Raw genomic sequence first — 17,278 nt, 5'->3', positions numbered from 1 at the left:
AAGAGCTTCGCGCTGCGCACCGGCGCCGACGAGCGCCGCGCGGCGAGCCGGGCCGGGGCCCGGTGGACCCCGCCGGTCGACGTGCCGGCCACCCGCGGCCGCGCTGACTCCGGCGACCTCGAGCTCGACCTCGTCGAGCTGTTCACCGACGTCGCGACGCTCGCGGGCGACCTCGGGGTCGGGGTGGCGCTCTTCGTCGACGAGATGCAAGACATCGCCCCCGCCGAGCTCGGCGCGATCTGCGGCGCGTGTCACGAGATCAGCCAGCAGGGCGCCCCGCTGATCGTCGTCGGCGCCGGGCTGCCGCACCTGCCGGTCGCGCTCGCCGCGTCGAAGTCGTACGCCGAGCGCCTGTTCCGCTACGTCTCGGTCGACCGGCTGCCGCGCCCGATGGCCGACCGCGCCTGGCGGGTGCCCGCCGGGAGCGAGGGGGTGACGTTCGAGGACGACGCGCTCGACGAGCTGTACCGGCTGACCGACGGCTACCCCTACTTCGTGCAGGCCTACGGCAAGGTCACCTGGGACGCGGCCGTGGGGTCCCCGATCCGGGCCGCCGATGTGCACGCCGCGGCGCCGGAGGCCGAGGCGGAGCTGGCCGTCGGGTTCTTCGGCGCTCGCTACGACCGGGCCACCCCGGCCGAGCGCGACTACATGGTCGCGATGGCCGACCTCGGCGCCGAGCACGGCGACGCCGCCGTCGCCACCGCCGACATCGCCCGCCACCTGGCCCGCAAGCCGCAGTCGCTCTCGCCCGCGCGCGACGGGCTGATCAAGAAGGGGCTCGTCTACTCCGCCGAGCGGGGCAGCGTCGGCTTCACCGTGCCGCACTTCGGCCAGTTCCTGCGGTCGCGGTGAGCGGGCGTCGAGACACCAGAACTGGCTGATGGAACCGATTCCGCGGCGACCACTTCGGGTGTCTCGACGGTCCTGGGCCCGGCGCCCTGAGACCATCGAGACATGGACCTCGTCCAGATCGCGCAGCGCGCCGACGACCTCGACCGGGCGGCGGCGTTCTACACCCTGCTGGTGGGCCGCCCGCCGGTCGCGACGTACGACCCGCCGGGCCTGGTGTTCTTCGACCTCGACGGCGTGCGGCTGATGGTCGAGCGCGGCGCGCCGAGCGCCACGATCTACCTGCGGGTCGACGACGTCGACGCCACCGTCGCCCGCCTCCGCGACGCCGGGGCGGTCATCGAGTCCGAGCCGCACCTGATCTTCACCCACGCCAACGACACGCTCGGCCCGGTCGGCACCGACGAGTGGCAGGCGTTCGTCCGCGACTCCGAGGGCAACCTCGTGGGCCTCGTCGAGCACCGGCCCCGGTGAGCCTGGGTGACCACAGCGTGAGGCCTCAGGTCGTCGCCCACCGCGGCGCCAGCCACGAGAACGCCGAGCACACGCTCGGCGCCTACGTCGCGGCCCTGGACGCCGGCGCCGACGCGCTCGAGTGCGACGTCCGGCTGACCGCCGACGGCCACCTGGTGTGCGTGCACGACCGCGACCTGCGGCGTACGGCGCGCACCCGGGGGCTGGTGTCCACGATGGAGCTCGCGGACCTCGACCAGCTGGACTTCGCCTCCTGGAAGAACCCCTGGGCCGACCTCGACGACGAGGCGCCGGCCCGCGACGAGCGGCTGGACCGGGTGCTGACGCTGCGCACGCTGCTCGAGACCGTCGCCGACTACGACCGCCCGGTCGAGGTCGCGATCGAGACCAAACACCCGACGCGGTACGGCGGCCTCGTGGAGCGCCGCCTGGTCGAGCAGCTGCGCCACTTCGGCTGGGACCGGCCCGGGTCGCCGGTCCGGGTGATGAGCTTCTCGTGGACCGCGCTGCAGCGGACCGAGCGGTTGGCGCCCGGCATCCGGCTGGTGATGCTGGTCGAGCGGGCTCGGCACTGGCCGGTGCTGCGCCGGCTGATCGGCGAGGACTGGCTGGTCGGGCCCGGCATCGGCGAGCTCATGGAGCACCGGCGCCTCGGCCCGCGGATCCTACGCAGCGGCCACGACCTGCACGTGTGGACCGTGAACACCCCGGCGGAGCTCGACCTGTGCCTCGAGCTCGGCGTGCGGGCCGTGATCACCGACCGGCCGGCCTACATCCACGACCTGCTCGACCAGCGGGAGGGCCGGTCGGACTAGGGTCACCCGCATGGCGAAGAAGTCCCGCACCAAGGCCCGCGACCAGCAGCCCACCGCCGGGGAGGTCGGGCCGCGGCAGCCCTGCCCGTGCGGGTCCGGGAAGCGCTACAAGGCCTGCCACGGCGCGGCCGGCGGCGCGCCGGCACCGTTCGTGAGCCGGCCCTTCGAGGGGCTGCCGTCGGAGTGCGACATCGTGGCGATGCGCGAGCTCGTGCCGGCGGCGACCGCGCCGCTCACGCTCGTGGACCACCCCGACCGCGCCGTCCAACTGTGCACGCTGCTGCCGATGGCGGCGCCGGCCATGGTGCGCGACAGCGGCGAGATCTGGCTCGGTCTGCAGGTCCAGCACAACTTCGGCGACCCGGCGCGCGACCTCGGTGCGGTGCTCACCAAGGCGCTGGACGCCGAGGCCGGCATCGTCGGGCTGACCGACCCGCCCGGCGAGGGACCGCGGCTGCAGGACCTGGTGAGCGGCGACCGGCTCGCCGTCACCGTCCACGACGGCTTCGAGTTCTGGATCGGCGACGTCGACGAGGGCGACCGGGCCGCGATGGCGGCGGCGCTCGAGCAGGCCAACACCGCGGCACTCCCGACCGCCCGGCTGACCACCGTCGAGGCGGCGTACTGGACCAACGTCGGCTCCAAGGAGCACCTGCGCTGGGTGATGCCCGAGCCGGAGGACCGGCTGCTGGACGCGCTCGCCCGGCTGCACGCCGCGGGCCAGGACCACCTGGTCGACGGCTCCCGCTTCGTCGGCATGTTCCGGGCCCACGGGCTGCTCACGCCCGTCTGGGACCTGCCGGTCGGGACCGGGCCCGAGCCGCTCGAGGAGCCGGCCGAGCGGTTCGCCGCCGACCTGGCCGAGGCGCTCGCGCAGACCGGCGACCTGAGCGCCGACGAGCGCGCCGCCCGGTCGGGCCTGGCCAACCGCCAGGTCACCATCAGGTAAAAACTGCGCCGGCGTGGCGATCGACACCCCGTCTCGGGCGTGTGGGAGTTGTGCGGTCCTCGCCGGGCACGTAGATTCGCAGAGCCCGGTCGTTGTCGTATCCCCCGTCGGCAACGGCCGGGCTTCTTCATGCCCCCGGGGCCCGCTGGGTCAGGCGAGCGCCTGCGCGGCCAGCGCGACCGCGTTCTGCGGCAGCAGGTCGAGGTAGAGCCCGGGCTCGATCAGCTCGAGCTCGCTGAGCACCAGGTGCCCGTCGTGTCGCAACAGGTCGACCCGGGCGTACGCCGGCTGCCGGCCGGTGCGCGCGCCCGCGACGGCGACCGCCCGCTCCGCCAGCGCCGCGGCGTCGTCGTCGAGGGGGACCGCGACCGTGCGGCCGCCGTACTCCTCCTGCACGCGGACCTCGCTCGCCGCCGGGATCTTCCGCAGCTGCGAGACCGCCCGGCCCCCGAACACGTAGACCGACGTCTCGCCCTCGGTGCGCACGGACTCGACGAACGGCTGCGCCACCCACGGCCCCGCGGTCAGCGTCGCGAGCCGCAGGTCGTCGGTGGCGGCGGCGACCACGACCCCGATGCCCGAGGCGCCCACCCGCGGCTTGAGCACGACGGTGCCGTGCTCGGCGAGGCCGTCGCGCAGGCCGGCGAGGAGCCCGCCGGCGGGCACGGTGCGGGTCGGCACGACCGGCAGCTCGTCGGCGAGGTCGAGCAGGTAGGACTTGTCCGCGTTCCAGCGCAGCAGCGCCGCTTCGTTGACCAGCCGGGTCCGGGCCGAGACCGCCTCGATCCAGGCCAGGAACTCCGGGAGCCGGCGGTGGTAGTCCCACGTCGACCGGACCAGCACCGCGTCGGCCGCCGCCCAGTCGACCCCCGGGTCGGTCCACACCGCCCACTCGGCGCGGACCCCGCGGTCGGCGAACGCCCGGACCAGCCGGTCGGCACCGGCCTCGCCGTCGGGAACGAGCTCGAACGTGGCCAGCAGGATCGACCGCACCGGCCCATTCTCGCGCAGCTCGGTCGCGGCTCAGGAGGTGGTGCGGCGCAGCACCCACGGCTGGAGCCGCGGATAGTCCTTGACGGTGACGCGGCGCACGCGCCGCAAGGAGTACGCCGACGCCGCGGCGCCGGACTCGTCCGCGGCCTCCCCCTCGCCGGGCCCGTCCTCCTCCGCGTCCTCGGTGCGGCCGGTGAGCCGCTCGAAGCAGCCGCGGTCGACGAGCACCGCCCCGGGGCGGGCGACCGAGGTCAGCCGGGCCGCCACGTTGACCGTCGGGCCGAACACGTCGCCGAGCCGGCTGACGACCTCGCCGTACGCGATGCCGGCGCGCACGGCCGGGAAGCCGTCCTCCTCGTCGGCTCCGCGTGTCGTCATCTCGAGCGCCGCCTCGGCGGCCTCGGCGGCGTCGTCGGCGACGAAGAGGACCTCGTCGCCGATCGTCTTGATGATCCGGCCGCCGTGGTCGGTGATCACCCCGGTCGCGGCGTCCTCGAACCGCTCCAGCCAGTCGACGAGCTCGCCCTCGTCGAGAGCCTTGCTGCGCGAGGTGTAGCCGACGATGTCGACGAAGCACACGGCCAGCGGGCGGACCGGGCTCACGGGCGCGGACTCCACGGCGAGCGCCCGGCTGGTGGCGCTCGCGAGGTGGCGGCGCCACGCGTAGCTCTGCAGCGCCTCGACCCGTGGCAGCACCGACGTGGCGAGCTCGGTGAGCCGCTGCTCGGGGTCGGGCGCGGCGATCGCGATGTCGGCGAGCAGGCTGGTCTGCCACTCCGCGAGCCGGGCGTAGCTGCGCCCCCAGGTGCGCACGAGCGCCGCCTGCGAGTCGGGGCCGAGGATGCCGAGCTCCATCAGCTCGCGGCTGAGCCGCAGCGCCTCCACGTCGGCCTCGGTGAACGCCCGGTCGTCGGGCTCGGTGCGGGCGAAGCCGAGGAGCCGCCACAGCAGCTCGGCGACCTCGATCGGCACTCCCGCCCGCTCGGCGACCTCGCCGCGGGTCAGGTGGGGCAGCTCGCCCAGCAGCAGCGCCTCGACGGCCTCCTGGGCGCCGGCGAGGTCGGCACGGGTCGGGGGGAGCGGCTCGGTCAGTGTGGACCGAACCGTTCCAGCGCCACGCTCTCCAGTGCCGCCCGGAAGCTGGGCATCTCGTCGCTGAGCCGGCGGACCGCCTCGTCGGTGAAGTGGATCAGCTCCAGCGGCGTGAGCGCCACGATCGACGCGGTCCGCAGCGAGTGGTTGACGATCGCGGCCTCGCCCACGATGTCCCCGGGGCCGAGCTGGGCGATCTCCTGGCCGTGGTGGCGCACCGAGACCGTGCCGTCGAGGATGATGTACGCCTTGTCCGCGGGCGTCTGCTCCCAGATCGGCGACCACCCCTGGGGCAGGTGCACCCGGGTGCCCGCCGCGGCGATCCGGGCGATCTCCTCGGGCTCGAACGCGTCGTAGAACGACTCAGCCATGTACTCCGCCTCTCGCGGTCCATCCTCCCCGAGGCGATCCTTCCGGAGCGGCGCGTCCGTGTAAACGCCCGGGTCCGCCCGCCGTTGTCACCTCCGTGCGCAAATGCTCGTCGTTGGGGACCAAACGACACAGGTTGCGGTGGGGATCTGCCAGTCCGGCCCGCGATTGGTCACAGACTGCCCACGGGGTGGCGACGACCGGCGCGGTGATCCCTGGATCGATCGATTGGTCACAGCCGGCATCGGAACTGTCGAAATGTGCGCCGTTGGTGACCAAACGACAAGAGCCGCGGACCACCCGCCGCCGGCCCGGACGGGTCAGCCCACGGGCAGCGGCTCCCGGGAGATCGGGCAGCTCATGCACCGCGGCCCGCCGCGGCCCGAGCCGAGCTCGGAGCCGGCGATCCGGACCACCTCGATGCCGGCGTCCTCCAGCCGGGCGTTGGTCTCGTCGTTGCGCTCGTAGGCGACGGCGACGCGCGGGGCGAGCGCGAGGGTGTTGTTGCCGTCGTCCCACTGCTCCCGCTCGGCGGTGACCGGGTCGAGGCCGGTGTCGATCTGGTGCAGCGTGTCGATGCCCATCGCCTTGGCGGCCGCCACCAGGAACGGCTCGGCCTCGGCCACGTCGAGCACCAGGTCGCGGTCGTCGTCGGCGCGGTCGGCCAACGTCACGGCGTGCGCTCGCAGCGAGTCGGCGACGTTGGGGTACATCACGATCTTGTCGACGTCGACCATCGTGCACACCGTGTCGAGGTGCATGGTCGCGCGCTCCTGCGCGATCGGTACGGCGAGCACCGTGTGCGCCAGGTCGGCGTGGAAGACCTGGCGGGCGAAGCGCTCCACGCCGGCCGGCGTCGTCCGCTCGCCGACCCCCACCGCGATCACGCCGGGCGCGAGCAGCAGCACGTCGCCGCCCTCCACGTGCTCGTGGTGCCAGCCGTGGATCTTGCGGGTGCCACGGAACCGCGGGTGCTCGGTGTAGATGAGTTCGGTCAGCTGGGTCTCCCGCGCCCGGGCCGGCATCGCCAGCGAGGTGACCGCCACCCGGTCGCGCACCCACACCGAGGAGTCGCGCGTGAACAGCAGGTTCGGGAGCGGGTCGACGAGGAAGTCGTCGCTGGCCAGCAGCGACGTCACCAGGCCGGCGCCGCCGCGGACCTCGTCGTTGCGGATCCCGGCGGTCAGATGACCGGTGAGCTCCTCCGGGGACGCGTCGTGGAGGACGCGCGCGAGGTAGCTGCGCATCGTGTCGCCGAGGTGCAGCCCGGCCAGCGCCGTGGTGATCGCGTGGTTGCGGGCGGTCTCGTCGGCGAAGGTCTCCGTCAGCAGCTCGGTGAGGTAGAGCACCTCGACGCCCCGCGCGCGCAGCGCCTCGGCGAACGCGTCGTGCTCGTCCTGGGCCCGGCTCACCCACGGGATGCCGTCGAACAGCAGCCGGTCGTTGTTGCGCGGGGTGAGGCGTTTCAGCTCGTTGCCCGGTCGGTGCAGCATGACCGTCTGGAGCCGGCCGACCTCGCTGTCGGCGCCGTGGGGAGAAGCCATGCGGAGACTCTAGGCGGTGACGTTCAGGAACGCCCGGGCGAGCGCCGCGGCCTCCGCGAGCACGTCGGCGACCGGCCGGCCGAGCGCCGCGGCCGCACGCGCCACGTCGTCGTACTCCGGCTGGGCGTTGACCACGGCCCCCTCGTGGCGGGCGAGCTTGACCGCGACCGGCTGCCCGCCGACCTCGACGCCGACGATCTGGCGCTCCAGTGCGTGCTTGCCGACCGGCTGCTCGCGCAGCCCGATCGTCGAGGTCTGCCGGAAGATCGCGGACCGTACGCCGGGCGCCCGGCTGCTGTCGACGAGCGCGCTGAGCGTGTGCGCGGGGCGGCCCTTCTTCATCAGGATCGGCGTCAGCCACGCGTCGGACGCACCGGCCTCGAGCAGGGCCGCGAGCACCGCCGGCCACACGCGGGGGTCGAGGTCGTCGACGTTGCACTCGAGCAGCAGCGGAGCCCCCGCGCCCACCCCGGGCTCGCCCACGAACAGCCGCAGCGCGTTGGGGTGCCCCTCGGGATCGCGGCCGCCGGCGCCGACCCCGATCGCGTCGACCGTCATCGGGGGCTGGGGACCGAAGGCCGTGGCGAGCGTGGTGAGCAGCGCCGCGCCGGTGGGCGTGCACAGCTCCATCGTCCCGGGGCCGGCGTACGACGGCACGCCGCGCAGCAGCTCGGCCACCGCCGGCGGCGGCACCGGCAGGAGGCCGTGCTCGGTGCGCACCGTGCCGGACCCGACCGCGACCGGGGACACGGTCACGGTCTCGGCGCCGAAGTGCTCGAAGCCCGCGCAGACCCCGACGACGTCGGCGATCGCGTCCAGCGCCCCGACCTCGTGGAAGTGCACGTCGTCGGCGGGCATGCCGTGCACGGCCCCCTCGGCGGCGGCGAGCCGCTCGAAGACCCGCAGTGCGAGGTCGTGGCCGTCCAGCAGAGCCCGGATGTCGCGCCAGGTGCGGTGGTGGTGGGACTCGGCGACCTCGACGTGAACCCGGGTGGCGGCCAGCCCGCCGCGGCGTACCCCCTCGGCGCGCAGCGTCACCGGCTCGGGCGCGACCGTGTCGACCGCGCGCTGGAGCACCTCCAGCGGCACGCCGGCGCCCACCAGCGCACCCAGGAGCATGTCGCCGCTCGCCCCCGCGGACGCGTCGACCCAGAGGGCCCTCACCGGGGCACGCTCCGGCGCGCGACCCGGGCGGCGTGGACGCCCGCGCCGTACCCGTTGTCGATGTTGACGACCGTGATGCCGGGGGCGCAGGAGTTGAGCATCGCCAGCAGTGCGGCGACGCCCCCGAGCGAGGCGCCGTAGCCCACGCTCGTCGGCACGGCGACGATCGGTACGCCGGTCAGCCCGCCGACCACCGACGGCAGGGCGCCCTCCATCCCGGCGACCACCACCAGGCAGTCGGCCGCCTCCAGCCGGTCGCGCACGCCGAGCAGCCGGTGCAGCCCGGCGACCCCGACGTCGGAGATCCGGTCGACGTTCGCGCCGTGCACCCGGACCGTCAGCGCGGCCTCGGCCGCCACCGGCGCGTCGGAGGTGCCGGCGCTGACGACCGCGACCGTCCCGCGCGCCGTCGGCAATGGGCCGACGGTGACCGCGCCGGCCACCGGGTCGACGGACGCGCCGGGGATCGCCGCCACCACCCGCTCGCGCGCCTCGGGCGTGACGCGGGTCGCGAGGACCGCCCGCTCGGGGTGCTTGTCCTGGAGGGCGCGCAGGATCGCCACGACCTGGTCGGGGGTCTTCCCCGCGCCGTAGACGACCTCCGGGTCGCCGGTGCGGGCGGCGCGGTCGACGTCGACGCGGGCGAAGCCGAGGTCGGCGATCCGGGGGTCGGGCTGGTCCGCGGGCTGCTCCACGCAGGTGAACCTACTCGTTCACCGTCCGGGCACCGTCCGGGCGTTGTCAGCTGTCGGCGGTCGGGTGTTGTCTGTCCGGTGGGGTCGATCCACCGACAACCTCTCAGCACCAGGAGCAGAGATGACCAAGATCGAGTCCTACGTCCAGGGGACCCCCAGCTACGTCGAGCTGACGACGCCCGACCAGGAGTCCGCCAAGCGGTTCTACGGCGGGTTGTTCGGTTGGGAGCTCGCGGACATCCCGATGGGCGAGGCGGGTTACTACGTGACGGTGAGCGTTGGCGGTGACGCCGTCGCCGGCATCTCGGGCCCGATGCCCGGCATGGACGGTCACGAGGCCTACTGGGGCGTCTACCTCGCGGTCGACGACGTCGACGCGGCGACCGCGAGGGTCGCCGGTGCCGGCGGCAGCGTGGAGGCCGGGCCGTTCGACGTGATGGACCTCGGCCGGATGTCGGTGGTCAAGGACCCGACCGGGGCCTTCGTCAGCCTCTGGCAGGCCGGCGCCTCGATCGGCACCGAGCGGGCCAACGAGCCCGGCACGCCGATCTGGAACGAGGTGATCACCCCGGACGTCCCGGCCGCGACCCGCTTCTACAGCGAGGTCCTCGGCGTCACCTGGGAGGACCAGCCGATGGGCGAGGGCCCGGCGTACACCTGCCTGGTCGTCGACGGCCGCCAGGTCGGCGGCGCGATGCGGCCGCAGATGGACGGCGTGCCGGCGCACTGGAACGTCTACTTCAACGTCGCGTCCGTCGACGACACGATCGCGCGGGCGACCGAGCTCGGCGGCACGGTCGTCGCGCCGGCCTTCGACGTCCCGGGCGTCGGCCGGATGGCGGTGCTCGCCGACCCGCAAGGCGCCGCGTTCAACCTGATGCAGGCCCCGAGCTGACCTCGCTGCGGAACGGATCCGCGGGATAGACGCCGAGGATCTTGACGTCGGTGGTGAAGAACGCCAGCTCCTCCAGGGCGCGCTTCACGCCGACGTCGTCGGGGTGCCCGTCGACCTCGGCGAGGAACTGGGTGGCGATGAACTCCCCGCCGACCATGTAGCTCTCCAGCTTGGTCATGTTCACGCCGTTGGTCGCGAACCCGCCCAACGCCTTGTAGAGCGCCGCCGGCAGGTTGCGGACGTTGAAGATGAAGCTGGTGACGACGGGGCCGTTCCCGGACGGCGCCTGGACGAGGTCGCGGGAGAGCACCACGAACCTGGTGGTGTTGTGCTCCTCGTCCTCGACGTCCTCCGCGAGCACCTCCAGGCCGTAGATCTCCGCGGCCAGCGGCGGGGAGATCGCCGCCTGGGTCGGGTCGCCGAGCTCGGCGACCTCCCGGGCGGCGCCGGCGGTGTCGCCGGCGATCACGGGCCGCAGCCCGTGCTCACGGATCACCTTGCGACACTGGCCGAGGGCGTGCACGTGGCTGTGGACGGTCGTGATCGACCCCAGGGACGCGCCGGCGACGCCGAGCAGGTGGAACCGGATCCGCAGGAAGTGCTCGGCGATGATGTGCAGCCCCGAGCCGGGCAGGAAGTGGTGGATGTCGGCCACCCGACCGGCGATGGAGTTGTCGATCGGGATCATCGCGAGCTCCGCCTCGCCGGCCTCCACGGCGGCGAAGACGTCCTCGAACGACGCGCACGGCACGGCCTCCCAGTCGGGGTAGTGCTGCCTGCACACCTGGTGGGAGTTGGCCCCGGGTTCTCCCTGGTAGGCGATCCGTCCGCTCACCGGCTCATCGTCCCATGGCCGTCGCGACCGCCCGGCCCGGCGTCCGACCCGCGACCCGGCGTCCGACCTAGGCTCGACGCGTGGAGATCCTCGCCGTCCTCGCCCTCGTCGTCGGCCGCGTGGCGCTGGCCGTCGCGCTGCTCGCGGTGCGCCGTACTGACGGCGCCCGGCGCGGCTCCGGCGCCGACGCCCTGCCCGAGGACGTCCTCGGGTTGCGCGGCGAGGTCGCCGCACTCCGGGCGGAGGCCAGCGACGCGCTGCGCCACCTCGCCGTGGTGCGCTACGACGCGTTCGGCGACATGGGCGGTCACCTGTCCTGGTCGCTGGCGCTGCTCGACGACGCCGGCGACGGGGTGGTGCTCACCTCGATCCACGGCCGCAGCGACGCCCGCACCTACGCCAAGAGCATCCATGAGTGGCGGTGCGACCAGCAGCTCTCACCCGAGGAGCTCGAAGCGGTCGGGCAGGCGCGCCCGCACCGCTGACTCACCTCGGGTGCCGAGTCGGCGCGAATGCAGGTTGGAGGGGTGCCGAGTCGGCGCGAATGCAGGTCGGAGGGGTGCCGAGTCGGCGCAAATGCAGACCCCGGCGGAGGGTCGCCGGCCCGCGCTGTCTGCATTCGCGCCGAGTCGAGGGTGTTGCGGCCTGCATTGGCGCCGAGTCGAGGGGGTTGCGGTCTGCATTGGCGCCGAGTCGAGGGTGTTTCGGTCTGCATTGGCGCCGACTCGCGGGGGCTACCGGGGCACGCGGACCAGCAGCCGGCCGTGGATGCAGGTCATCCGCAGCTCGCGGCCGGGGCCGATCGAGTCGCCGTCGAGCTGGCGGGGGGTGTCGGTGGAGGCACGGACGACCACCGAGTGGCCGGTCATCCGGTTGACGAGCTCGTCGGTGCGCGGCCGGCGGGCCAGCACCCGGTAGGCGAGCGGGATCCAGGAGAGGAACCGCCGTGGGTGCAGCATCACCACGTCCAGCACGCCGTCGTCGATCGCGGCGTCCGGCAGCAGCGGCATCCCGGCCTGGAGGAAGCCGACGTTGCCGACCACGATCGTGCGGGCGCGGTGCTTGGTGAACTCCCCGCCGTCGACCGAGACCTCGACGCGCACCGCGGGGAACATCAACGACTTCAGGGCCGACAGGACGTAGGCGAGCCAGCCGACCCGCTTCTTGATGTCCTCGTTGACGCCCTCCATGATCGCGGCGTCGAAGCCCATCCCGGCCATCACCATGAAGTGGGTGTCCTCGAACCCGTCGCCCGAGACCTCCACGAGGTCGATGGCCCGGTCCTGGCCGGTGAGCGCCACGTCGATCGCGGCGCGCAGGTACAGCGGGATGTCCAGGTTGCGGGCCAGGAGGTTGCCGGTGCCGGCGGGGATGATCCCGACCGGGATGCCGGTGCCGGCCAGCTCGGCGCACACCTCGCGGACGGTGCCGTCGCCGCCGCACACGAGCACCAGGTCGGTGCCCGCGACGGCCGCCGCCTCAGCCATGCCGGTGCCGGGGTCCTCGACGGTCGTGTAGTACCAGGTCGGCTCCGACCAGCCGGCCTCGGCCGCCATCGCGGTGACCAGCGACTCGAACTGCCCGACGTCCTCGACCTTGACGGGGTTGAGGATCACCGTCAGCCGGTGCTCGGAGCCGAACACCTCCGGCAGCGGCTCCACGCTGGCGGCGTGGCTGCGCGGCAGGGGGTTGTACACGACGATGCCGAGCAGCACGACCACCGCCCCCAGCAGCGCGCCGCCGATCACGTCGCTGGGGTAGTGGCGGCCGAGCAGCACCCGGTCGAGGCCGACGACCACCGCCAGCAGGACCAGGAGCGCGTACGCCGTCTGGCGGGCGCTGCGCCGGCGTACGAGCATCATCACCAGCACCGCCGCCACGCCCGCGATCGCGACGATCGAGGAGGAGTGGCCGCTCGGGTAGGCGTTGCTGTGCAGCAGGTTCTCGGGGTTCTGCCAGTCGGGGCGGTGCCGGCCGAACACGTCCTTGAGCAGCGTCGTGGCGGTCTTGGTGACCGCGAGCACACCGACCGCGTAGACGGCGGCCCGGCGGTGGTGGCGCACGAACAGCAGCACGGCCAGCACCCCGACGATCACCCACGTGCCGATCGCGCCGAACCCGATCTCGATCCAGCGCAGCGGCACCCGGAGCCAGTGCTCGTCGACGGCCCAGCCCTCGGCGCCGCGGCCGCGGTCGTCGATCGAGGTCACCGGGCCCCAGCCGGTCTGCACGGTCACGGTGACCAGCACGAACAGCGCGAGGAGCACCGCCGCCCAGGTCAGGAGGGTGGCGCGGGGACGGTCGAGCACGGTCTCGAGTTTCCCATGCCGGTGGATGACGGAGGAATCGGTGCGCCCCGCCGGGCCCGCCCCGGATAGCCTTGCCGGCATGATCGACCCACGAGTCCTGCGAGACGACCCCGACCGCGTGCGCGCCGCCCAGGCCAAGCGCGGGCTGTCCGACGAGGTCGTGGACCAGGCGCTCGCCGCCGACACCGAGCGGCGCCGCGCGATCGCGGACTTCGAGGCCAAGCGGGCCGAGCAGAAGCAGCTCGGCAAGCTGATCCCGCAGGCCCAGGGGGAGGAGAAGCAGCAGCTGCTCGCCCGGACCAAGACCCTCGCGGCCGCGGTGAAGGAGGCCGAGGCGGCGCAGGGGGCCGCCGAGGAGGCGTGGCAGTCGGCCCTGATGAGCATCCCCAACCTCGCGGCCGAGGAGGCGCCCGCCGGTGGCGAGGACGACTACGTCGTGCTCGAGGAGGTCGGCACGCCGCGCGACTTCACCGCGGACGGCTTCGAGCCGCGCGACCACATCGAGCTCGGCCGGATGCTCGGCGCGATCGACCTCGACCGGGGCGCGAAGGTGTCCGGGTCGCGCTTCTACTTCCTCACCGGCGTGGGCGCCGAGCTGGAGCTGGCGCTGGTCAACCTCGCGATGCAGCAGGCCCGCGAGGCGGGCTTCACCCCGGTGATCGCCCCCTCGATGGTCAAGCCGCGCGCGATGGACGGCACCGGCTTCCTCGGCCAGGCGGCCGACGACGTCTACCGGATCGAGGGCCAGGACATGTACCTCGTCGGGACCTCGGAGGTCCCGATGGCGGCGTACCACTCCGACGAGATCCTCGACGGCGCCGCGCTGCCGCTGCGCTACGCCGCGTTCAGCCCGTGCTTCCGCAAGGAGGCCGGCTCGCACGGCAAGGACACCAAGGGCATCATCCGCGTGCACTGGTTCGACAAGGTCGAGATGTTCGTCTACACCACCACCGAGGAGTCGTACGCCGAGCACCAGCGGCTGCTCGCCTGGGAGAAGGAGTTCCTCGGCAAGCTCGAGCTCGCCTACCGGGTCATCGACGTCGCCGCGGGCGACCTCGGCCTCTCGGCCCAGCGCAAGTTCGACTGCGAGGCGTGGATCCCCACGCAGGGTCGCTACCGCGAGCTCACGTCGACGTCGAACTGCACCGAGTTCCAGACCCGCCGGCTCGACACCCGCGGCCGCTTCGCGGCCCCCGACGGCGGTCAGGAGATCAGGCCGATCGCCACGCTCAACGGCACGCTGTGCGCGATCACCCGCACCATCGTCGCGATCCTCGAGACCCACCAGCAGGCCGACGGCTCGGTCCGGGTGCCCAAGGCGCTCCAGCCGTGGCTGGGACGCGAGGTGCTGGAGCCGATCGCCACGTGAGCGAGCCGGTGCGCGACTGGAGGCCCCGGCTCGTCGCCCTCGACATCGACGGCACGATCTTGAAGTGGGTGGAGGGGTCCGGGACGACGCGGGAGGAGATCTCGCCCGCCGTCCAGGAGGCGGTGCGCCGCGCGATGGACGCCGGCGCGCACGTCGTCCTCGCCAGCGGCCGGTCCCCGCACGGCATGACGAACGTCGCGGACCTGTTGGAGCTGCACGGCCCGGGACGCGACCGGCTGTGGGTCGTGGCCTCCAACGGGGCCGTGGTGTTCCGCTACCCGCCCCTGGACGTCGTGCACGAGGAGACGTTCGACGCCCGGCCCGCCGTCGAGGCGATCCTCGACCGGCACCCGACCGCGCTGGTCGCGGTCGAGGAGCGCGGCGTCGGCTACCGGGTCAACTCCCACTTCCCCGACGGGGAGCTCTCCGGCGACATGATCGTCACCGAGCTCGACGAGCTGCTCGCCGCCGAGGTCAGTCGTGTGATCATCCGCGACCCGGAGTCCACCGCCGACGAGTTCGTCGCCCTGGCCCGCGACCTCGGGCTGCAGGGCACCAACTACGTGGTCGGCTGGACCGCGTGGCTCGACCTGGCGCCGGTCGGCGTCTCCAAGGCCTCCGGTCTGGAGTACGTCGCCAAGGAGCTCGGCGTCTCCGCCGACGAGACCCTCGCGATCGGCGACGGACGCAACGACGTCGAGATGTTCGAGTGGGCGCACCGGGGTGTCGCGATGGGCCAGGCCATCGAGGACGTCCTCGCGGCGGCCGACGCCGTGACCGACAGCGTGTACGACGACGGCGTCGCCACCGAGCTGGACCGGTGGTTCGGGAAGGGTAGCTCCCGGTGATCCCGGAGGTCGTCACCAGCGAACGGCTCCGGCTCCCGATCTGGACCCCGGAGGAGGCGGCCGACATCCGCGAGGGACGCCGGCGGGAGGGCTGGCACCGCGACTACCCGCGCCCCGACGACCGGGACGCCGCCACGCTCTACCGCGCCGGTGACCCGTGGGCGCCGCGGCACATCGTGCGCGGCACGACGACGCTCGGCTCGGTGGGCTTCTTCGGCCCGCCCGAGCCGGCCGCCGACGGGGTGCCCGAGGTCGAGGTGGGCTACGGCCTGGTCGAGGAGGCGCGGGGCTGGGGCTTCGCCACCGAGGCGCTGCGCGCGCTGCTCGCCGAGACCGACCGGGCCGGGGTGCGGGTCCGGGCGAGCGTCGAGCCGGCCAACTCCGCGAGCATCCGGGTGCTCGCCAAGTGCGGCTTCACCGAGCTGCGCGGCAGCAACGAGGACGGCGAGCTCGTCATGGCAAGACCGATCAGCCTGTCGGACGTCGGTCGTCGTGGTTGAGGCAAGCGGTAGGCCGAAGGTTGTCGCCACCGACCTCGACGGCACCCTGGTCCGCTCCGACGGCACGGTGTCGCCGTACACCGCCGACGTCCTCGCCGCGGTCGAGGCGGCCGGCGCCGTCGTGGTCTTCGTGACGGGCCGCCCGCTGCGCTGGGCCGAGGAGGTCTTCGAGCACGTCGGCCAGCACGGTCTCGCGGTGGTGGCCAACGGCGCCCTGGTCTGGGACGTCGGCCGCCACGACGTCCACCTGCTGCGCCCGATCGAGGCGGAGCTGGGGCTGGAGGCGTGCCGGCTGCTGCGGGCGGCGCTCCCCGACACCGCCTTCGCGGTCGAGACCCTCCACGGGATCACCGTCGAGGAGGGGTTCCGCGACCGGCACCGGGTGCCCGAGGGCGCTCGGCGCTCCCCGGTGGCCGGCCTCTTCGACGAACCGGTCGTCAAGCTGCTCGCGCTGCACGAGGAGCTCGCCCCCCAGGAGTTCTGGGACCTCGCCGAGGAGGCGTTGGGCGGGCGGCTCGTGATCACCTGGTCGTCGAGCTCCGCGCTGCTGGAGATCAGCGCGCCGGGCGTGACGAAGGCCTCGACGCTGGCGCTGCTGTGCGCCGACCTCGGGGTCGAGCCGGACGAGGTGATCGCGTTCGGGGACATGCCCAACGACCTGCCGATGCTGTCGTGGGCCGGCACGTCGTACGCCATGGCCGACGCCCACCCGACCGTCACCGAGGCCGCCGACCATGTCGCGCCCGGGCACGACGAAGACGGCGTGGCGCGGGTCCTGGCTGGTGTGTTCGACCTGTGATCTGTTGAGATGGAGGGCGTGTCCGTGACCCGACTGCTCCGACTGCTGCTGGCCGCGCTGCTGCTGGCCGGCGGCGCCGTCGCCGCCATCGACGCCCCCGCGCTCGCCTGCCCGGGCGGCAAGGCGACGCTCGGGCAGCAGACCAAACGCGCCGACGACGTCTTCGTGGGCACCGTCGAGGAGCGGACCGAGCGGGCCCGCACCGTGGAGTACGCCGTGCGCGTCGAGCGGATCTACAAGGGCGACCTGGACACCACCGACGCGACCGTGACGACCCTGGCCCGCGCCCGGGCGTGCGGGCTCCCGGACCTGCGGCCCGACACGTCGTACGTCTTCATGACCGCCGGCGCCGACCTCGAGATCACCAGCACCGGCGGCACCTCGCCCGCCTCGACCTCCCGGGTCGCCCGGGTCGAGCGGCTCCTCGGCTCCGGCCGGGCCGCCGAGCCCCCGGCCCCCGTCGAGGCGACGTTCACGACCGTCGGCGAAGCGCCCACCAGCTTCGAGCGGGTCGCGGCTCCCGGTGCTGCCCTGGTCCTCGTCGGCCTCCTGGGGCTGCTGCTCGTCGCCGGGCTGGGCCGCCGCCGGGCGTAGGGGCTCGGGGGCCGCGGGTTTCACCGGTCAGCCGGTGAAACCCGCACGACACGCCGAGGGGCCCCGGCGTGTCGTGCGGGTTTCGGCTGACAAGTGCACGCCGTCGCCGGGTCGCCGGGTCGCCGGGTCGCCCGGGTCGCCCGGGTCGCCCGGGTCGCCCGGGTCGCCGGGGCGCCGGGTCG

At 73.8% G+C, this 17,278-nt stretch carries 19 protein-coding genes; 11 read left to right on the top strand and 8 right to left on the bottom strand.

Annotation, left to right across the window (positions count from 1 at the left end; translation table 11 throughout):
• From VGD85_RS17255 to VGD85_RS17240, 4 genes are all read left to right on the top strand, one after another.
• A partial coding sequence (locus tag VGD85_RS17255; protein WP_331064666.1) for an ATP-binding protein occupies positions 1 to 855 on the top strand: 855 nt, incomplete at its 5' end.
• 102 nt (positions 856 to 957) lie between these two features.
• A complete protein-coding gene (locus VGD85_RS17250) occupies positions 958 to 1,326 on the top strand; it encodes a VOC family protein (RefSeq protein WP_331064665.1) in 369 nt (122 codons plus the stop codon).
• Positions 1,327 to 1,343: 17 nt separating this feature from the next.
• Complete coding sequence (locus VGD85_RS17245) at positions 1,344 to 2,141, top strand: glycerophosphodiester phosphodiesterase family protein (protein ID WP_331064664.1); 798 nt, start codon at positions 1,344 to 1,346, stop codon at positions 2,139 to 2,141.
• A 10-nt stretch (positions 2,142 to 2,151) separates the two neighbouring features.
• Positions 2,152 to 3,090, top strand: coding sequence for a DUF5926 family protein (locus VGD85_RS17240; RefSeq protein ID WP_331064663.1), 939 nt, complete (start codon positions 2,152 to 2,154; stop codon positions 3,088 to 3,090).
• Between the two features lie 150 nt (positions 3,091 to 3,240).
• Here VGD85_RS17240 and VGD85_RS17235 read toward each other — a convergent pair whose 3' ends face one another.
• The 6 genes from VGD85_RS17235 to larB all read right to left on the bottom strand — a co-directional run bounded on the left by VGD85_RS17235 (position 3,241) and on the right by larB (position 8,947).
• Positions 3,241 to 4,083, bottom strand: a complete 843-nt coding sequence (locus VGD85_RS17235) for a hypothetical protein (protein WP_331064662.1) — start codon at positions 4,081 to 4,083, stop codon at positions 3,241 to 3,243.
• Positions 4,084 to 4,113: 30 nt separating this feature from the next.
• Positions 4,114 to 5,088 carry an adenylate/guanylate cyclase domain-containing protein gene (locus VGD85_RS17230; RefSeq protein ID WP_331064667.1) on the bottom strand — a complete coding sequence of 325 codons (975 nt, stop codon included), beginning with the start codon at positions 5,086 to 5,088 and terminating at the stop codon, positions 4,114 to 4,116.
• An 83-nt stretch (positions 5,089 to 5,171) separates the two neighbouring features.
• Entirely contained in the window at positions 5,172 to 5,546 is a 375-nt protein-coding gene (locus tag VGD85_RS17225) for a cyclic nucleotide-binding domain-containing protein (RefSeq protein WP_331064661.1), read from the bottom strand.
• Positions 5,547 to 5,864: 318 nt separating this feature from the next.
• Positions 5,865 to 7,088 (bottom strand): arginine deiminase, encoded by a 1,224-nt coding sequence (locus VGD85_RS17220; protein WP_331064660.1) that lies wholly within the window; start codon positions 7,086 to 7,088, stop codon positions 5,865 to 5,867.
• A 9-nt stretch (positions 7,089 to 7,097) separates the two neighbouring features.
• Entirely contained in the window at positions 7,098 to 8,252 is a 1,155-nt protein-coding gene (gene larC, locus VGD85_RS17215; protein ID WP_331064659.1) for a nickel pincer cofactor biosynthesis protein LarC, read from the bottom strand.
• Entirely contained in the window at positions 8,249 to 8,947 is a 699-nt protein-coding gene (gene larB, locus VGD85_RS17210) for a nickel pincer cofactor biosynthesis protein LarB (protein WP_331064658.1), read from the bottom strand. The genes larC and larB overlap by 4 nt, the downstream gene beginning before the upstream one ends.
• 121 nt (positions 8,948 to 9,068) lie before the next feature.
• On the opposite strand from larB, the gene VGD85_RS17205 reads away from it, so the two are divergent.
• Positions 9,069 to 9,842: a VOC family protein gene (locus tag VGD85_RS17205; protein ID WP_331064657.1), complete on the top strand. Its 774-nt coding sequence runs from the start codon at positions 9,069 to 9,071 to the stop codon at positions 9,840 to 9,842.
• Here the strand turns inward: VGD85_RS17205 and VGD85_RS17200 are convergent.
• Entirely contained in the window at positions 9,817 to 10,677 is an 861-nt protein-coding gene (locus VGD85_RS17200) for a prephenate dehydratase (RefSeq protein ID WP_331064656.1), read from the bottom strand. The genes VGD85_RS17205 and VGD85_RS17200 overlap by 26 nt on opposite strands.
• An 80-nt stretch (positions 10,678 to 10,757) precedes the next feature.
• Between VGD85_RS17200 and VGD85_RS17195 the strand changes: the two genes are divergently transcribed.
• Positions 10,758 to 11,162 (top strand): DUF4446 family protein, encoded by a 405-nt coding sequence (locus VGD85_RS17195; protein WP_331064655.1) that lies wholly within the window; start codon positions 10,758 to 10,760, stop codon positions 11,160 to 11,162.
• A 249-nt stretch (positions 11,163 to 11,411) separates the two neighbouring features.
• Here the strand turns inward: VGD85_RS17195 and VGD85_RS17190 are convergent, their stop codons facing one another.
• The gene (locus VGD85_RS17190; protein WP_331064654.1) at positions 11,412 to 12,986 is read right to left on the bottom strand and encodes a diacylglycerol kinase family protein; all 1,575 of its coding nucleotides are present in this window, start codon (positions 12,984 to 12,986) and stop codon (positions 11,412 to 11,414) included.
• A gap of 79 nt (positions 12,987 to 13,065) precedes the next feature.
• On the opposite strand from VGD85_RS17190, the gene serS reads away from it, so the two are divergent.
• Genes serS through VGD85_RS17165 form a run of 5 tightly spaced genes read left to right on the top strand, consistent with a single transcriptional unit; the run spans position 13,066 to position 17,096 of the window.
• Complete coding sequence (gene serS / locus VGD85_RS17185) at positions 13,066 to 14,355, top strand: serine--tRNA ligase (protein ID WP_331064653.1); 1,290 nt, start codon at positions 13,066 to 13,068, stop codon at positions 14,353 to 14,355.
• The gene (locus VGD85_RS17180; RefSeq protein ID WP_331064652.1) at positions 14,352 to 15,203 is read left to right on the top strand and encodes an HAD family hydrolase; all 852 of its coding nucleotides are present in this window, start codon (positions 14,352 to 14,354) and stop codon (positions 15,201 to 15,203) included. Before serS ends, VGD85_RS17180 begins: the two co-directional genes overlap by 4 nt.
• On the top strand, positions 15,200 to 15,703 hold the full coding sequence (locus tag VGD85_RS17175) for a GNAT family N-acetyltransferase (protein ID WP_331064651.1): 504 nt from the start codon (positions 15,200 to 15,202) through the stop codon (positions 15,701 to 15,703). The genes VGD85_RS17180 and VGD85_RS17175 overlap by 4 nt, the downstream gene beginning before the upstream one ends.
• Positions 15,696 to 16,502: an HAD-IIB family hydrolase gene (locus VGD85_RS17170; protein ID WP_331064650.1), complete on the top strand. Its 807-nt coding sequence runs from the start codon at positions 15,696 to 15,698 to the stop codon at positions 16,500 to 16,502. The genes VGD85_RS17175 and VGD85_RS17170 overlap by 8 nt, the downstream gene beginning before the upstream one ends.
• Positions 16,503 to 16,526: 24 nt before the next feature.
• On the top strand, positions 16,527 to 17,096 hold the full coding sequence (locus tag VGD85_RS17165; RefSeq protein ID WP_331064649.1) for a hypothetical protein: 570 nt from the start codon (positions 16,527 to 16,529) through the stop codon (positions 17,094 to 17,096).
• The last annotated feature ends 182 nt before the right edge of the window (positions 17,097 to 17,278 follow it).

Origin of the sequence: Nocardioides sp. (genome assembly GCF_036401255.1) — a bacterium.
Classification (GTDB): domain Bacteria; phylum Actinomycetota; class Actinomycetes; order Propionibacteriales; family Nocardioidaceae; genus Nocardioides.
Note: the sequence above shows the minus strand (reverse complement) of the source record. Positions and strands in the feature narration are given on the sequence as shown.

What these genes read in the sequence shown, in the direction of transcription:
- VGD85_RS17205 (WP_331064657.1), top strand. Translation starts at nt 9,069, where the DNA reads ATGACCAAGATCGAGTCCTACGTCCAGGGGACCCCCAGCTACGTCGAG.
- serS (WP_331064653.1), top strand. Translation starts at nt 13,066, where the DNA reads ATGATCGACCCACGAGTCCTGCGAGACGACCCCGACCGCGTGCGCGCC.
- VGD85_RS17220 (WP_331064660.1), bottom strand. Translation starts at nt 7,088, where the DNA reads ATGGCTTCTCCCCACGGCGCCGACAGCGAGGTCGGCCGGCTCCAGACG.
- VGD85_RS17225 (WP_331064661.1), bottom strand. Translation starts at nt 5,546, where the DNA reads ATGGCTGAGTCGTTCTACGACGCGTTCGAGCCCGAGGAGATCGCCCGG.
- VGD85_RS17250 (WP_331064665.1), top strand. Translation starts at nt 958, where the DNA reads ATGGACCTCGTCCAGATCGCGCAGCGCGCCGACGACCTCGACCGGGCG.
- VGD85_RS17240 (WP_331064663.1), top strand. Translation starts at nt 2,152, where the DNA reads ATGGCGAAGAAGTCCCGCACCAAGGCCCGCGACCAGCAGCCCACCGCC.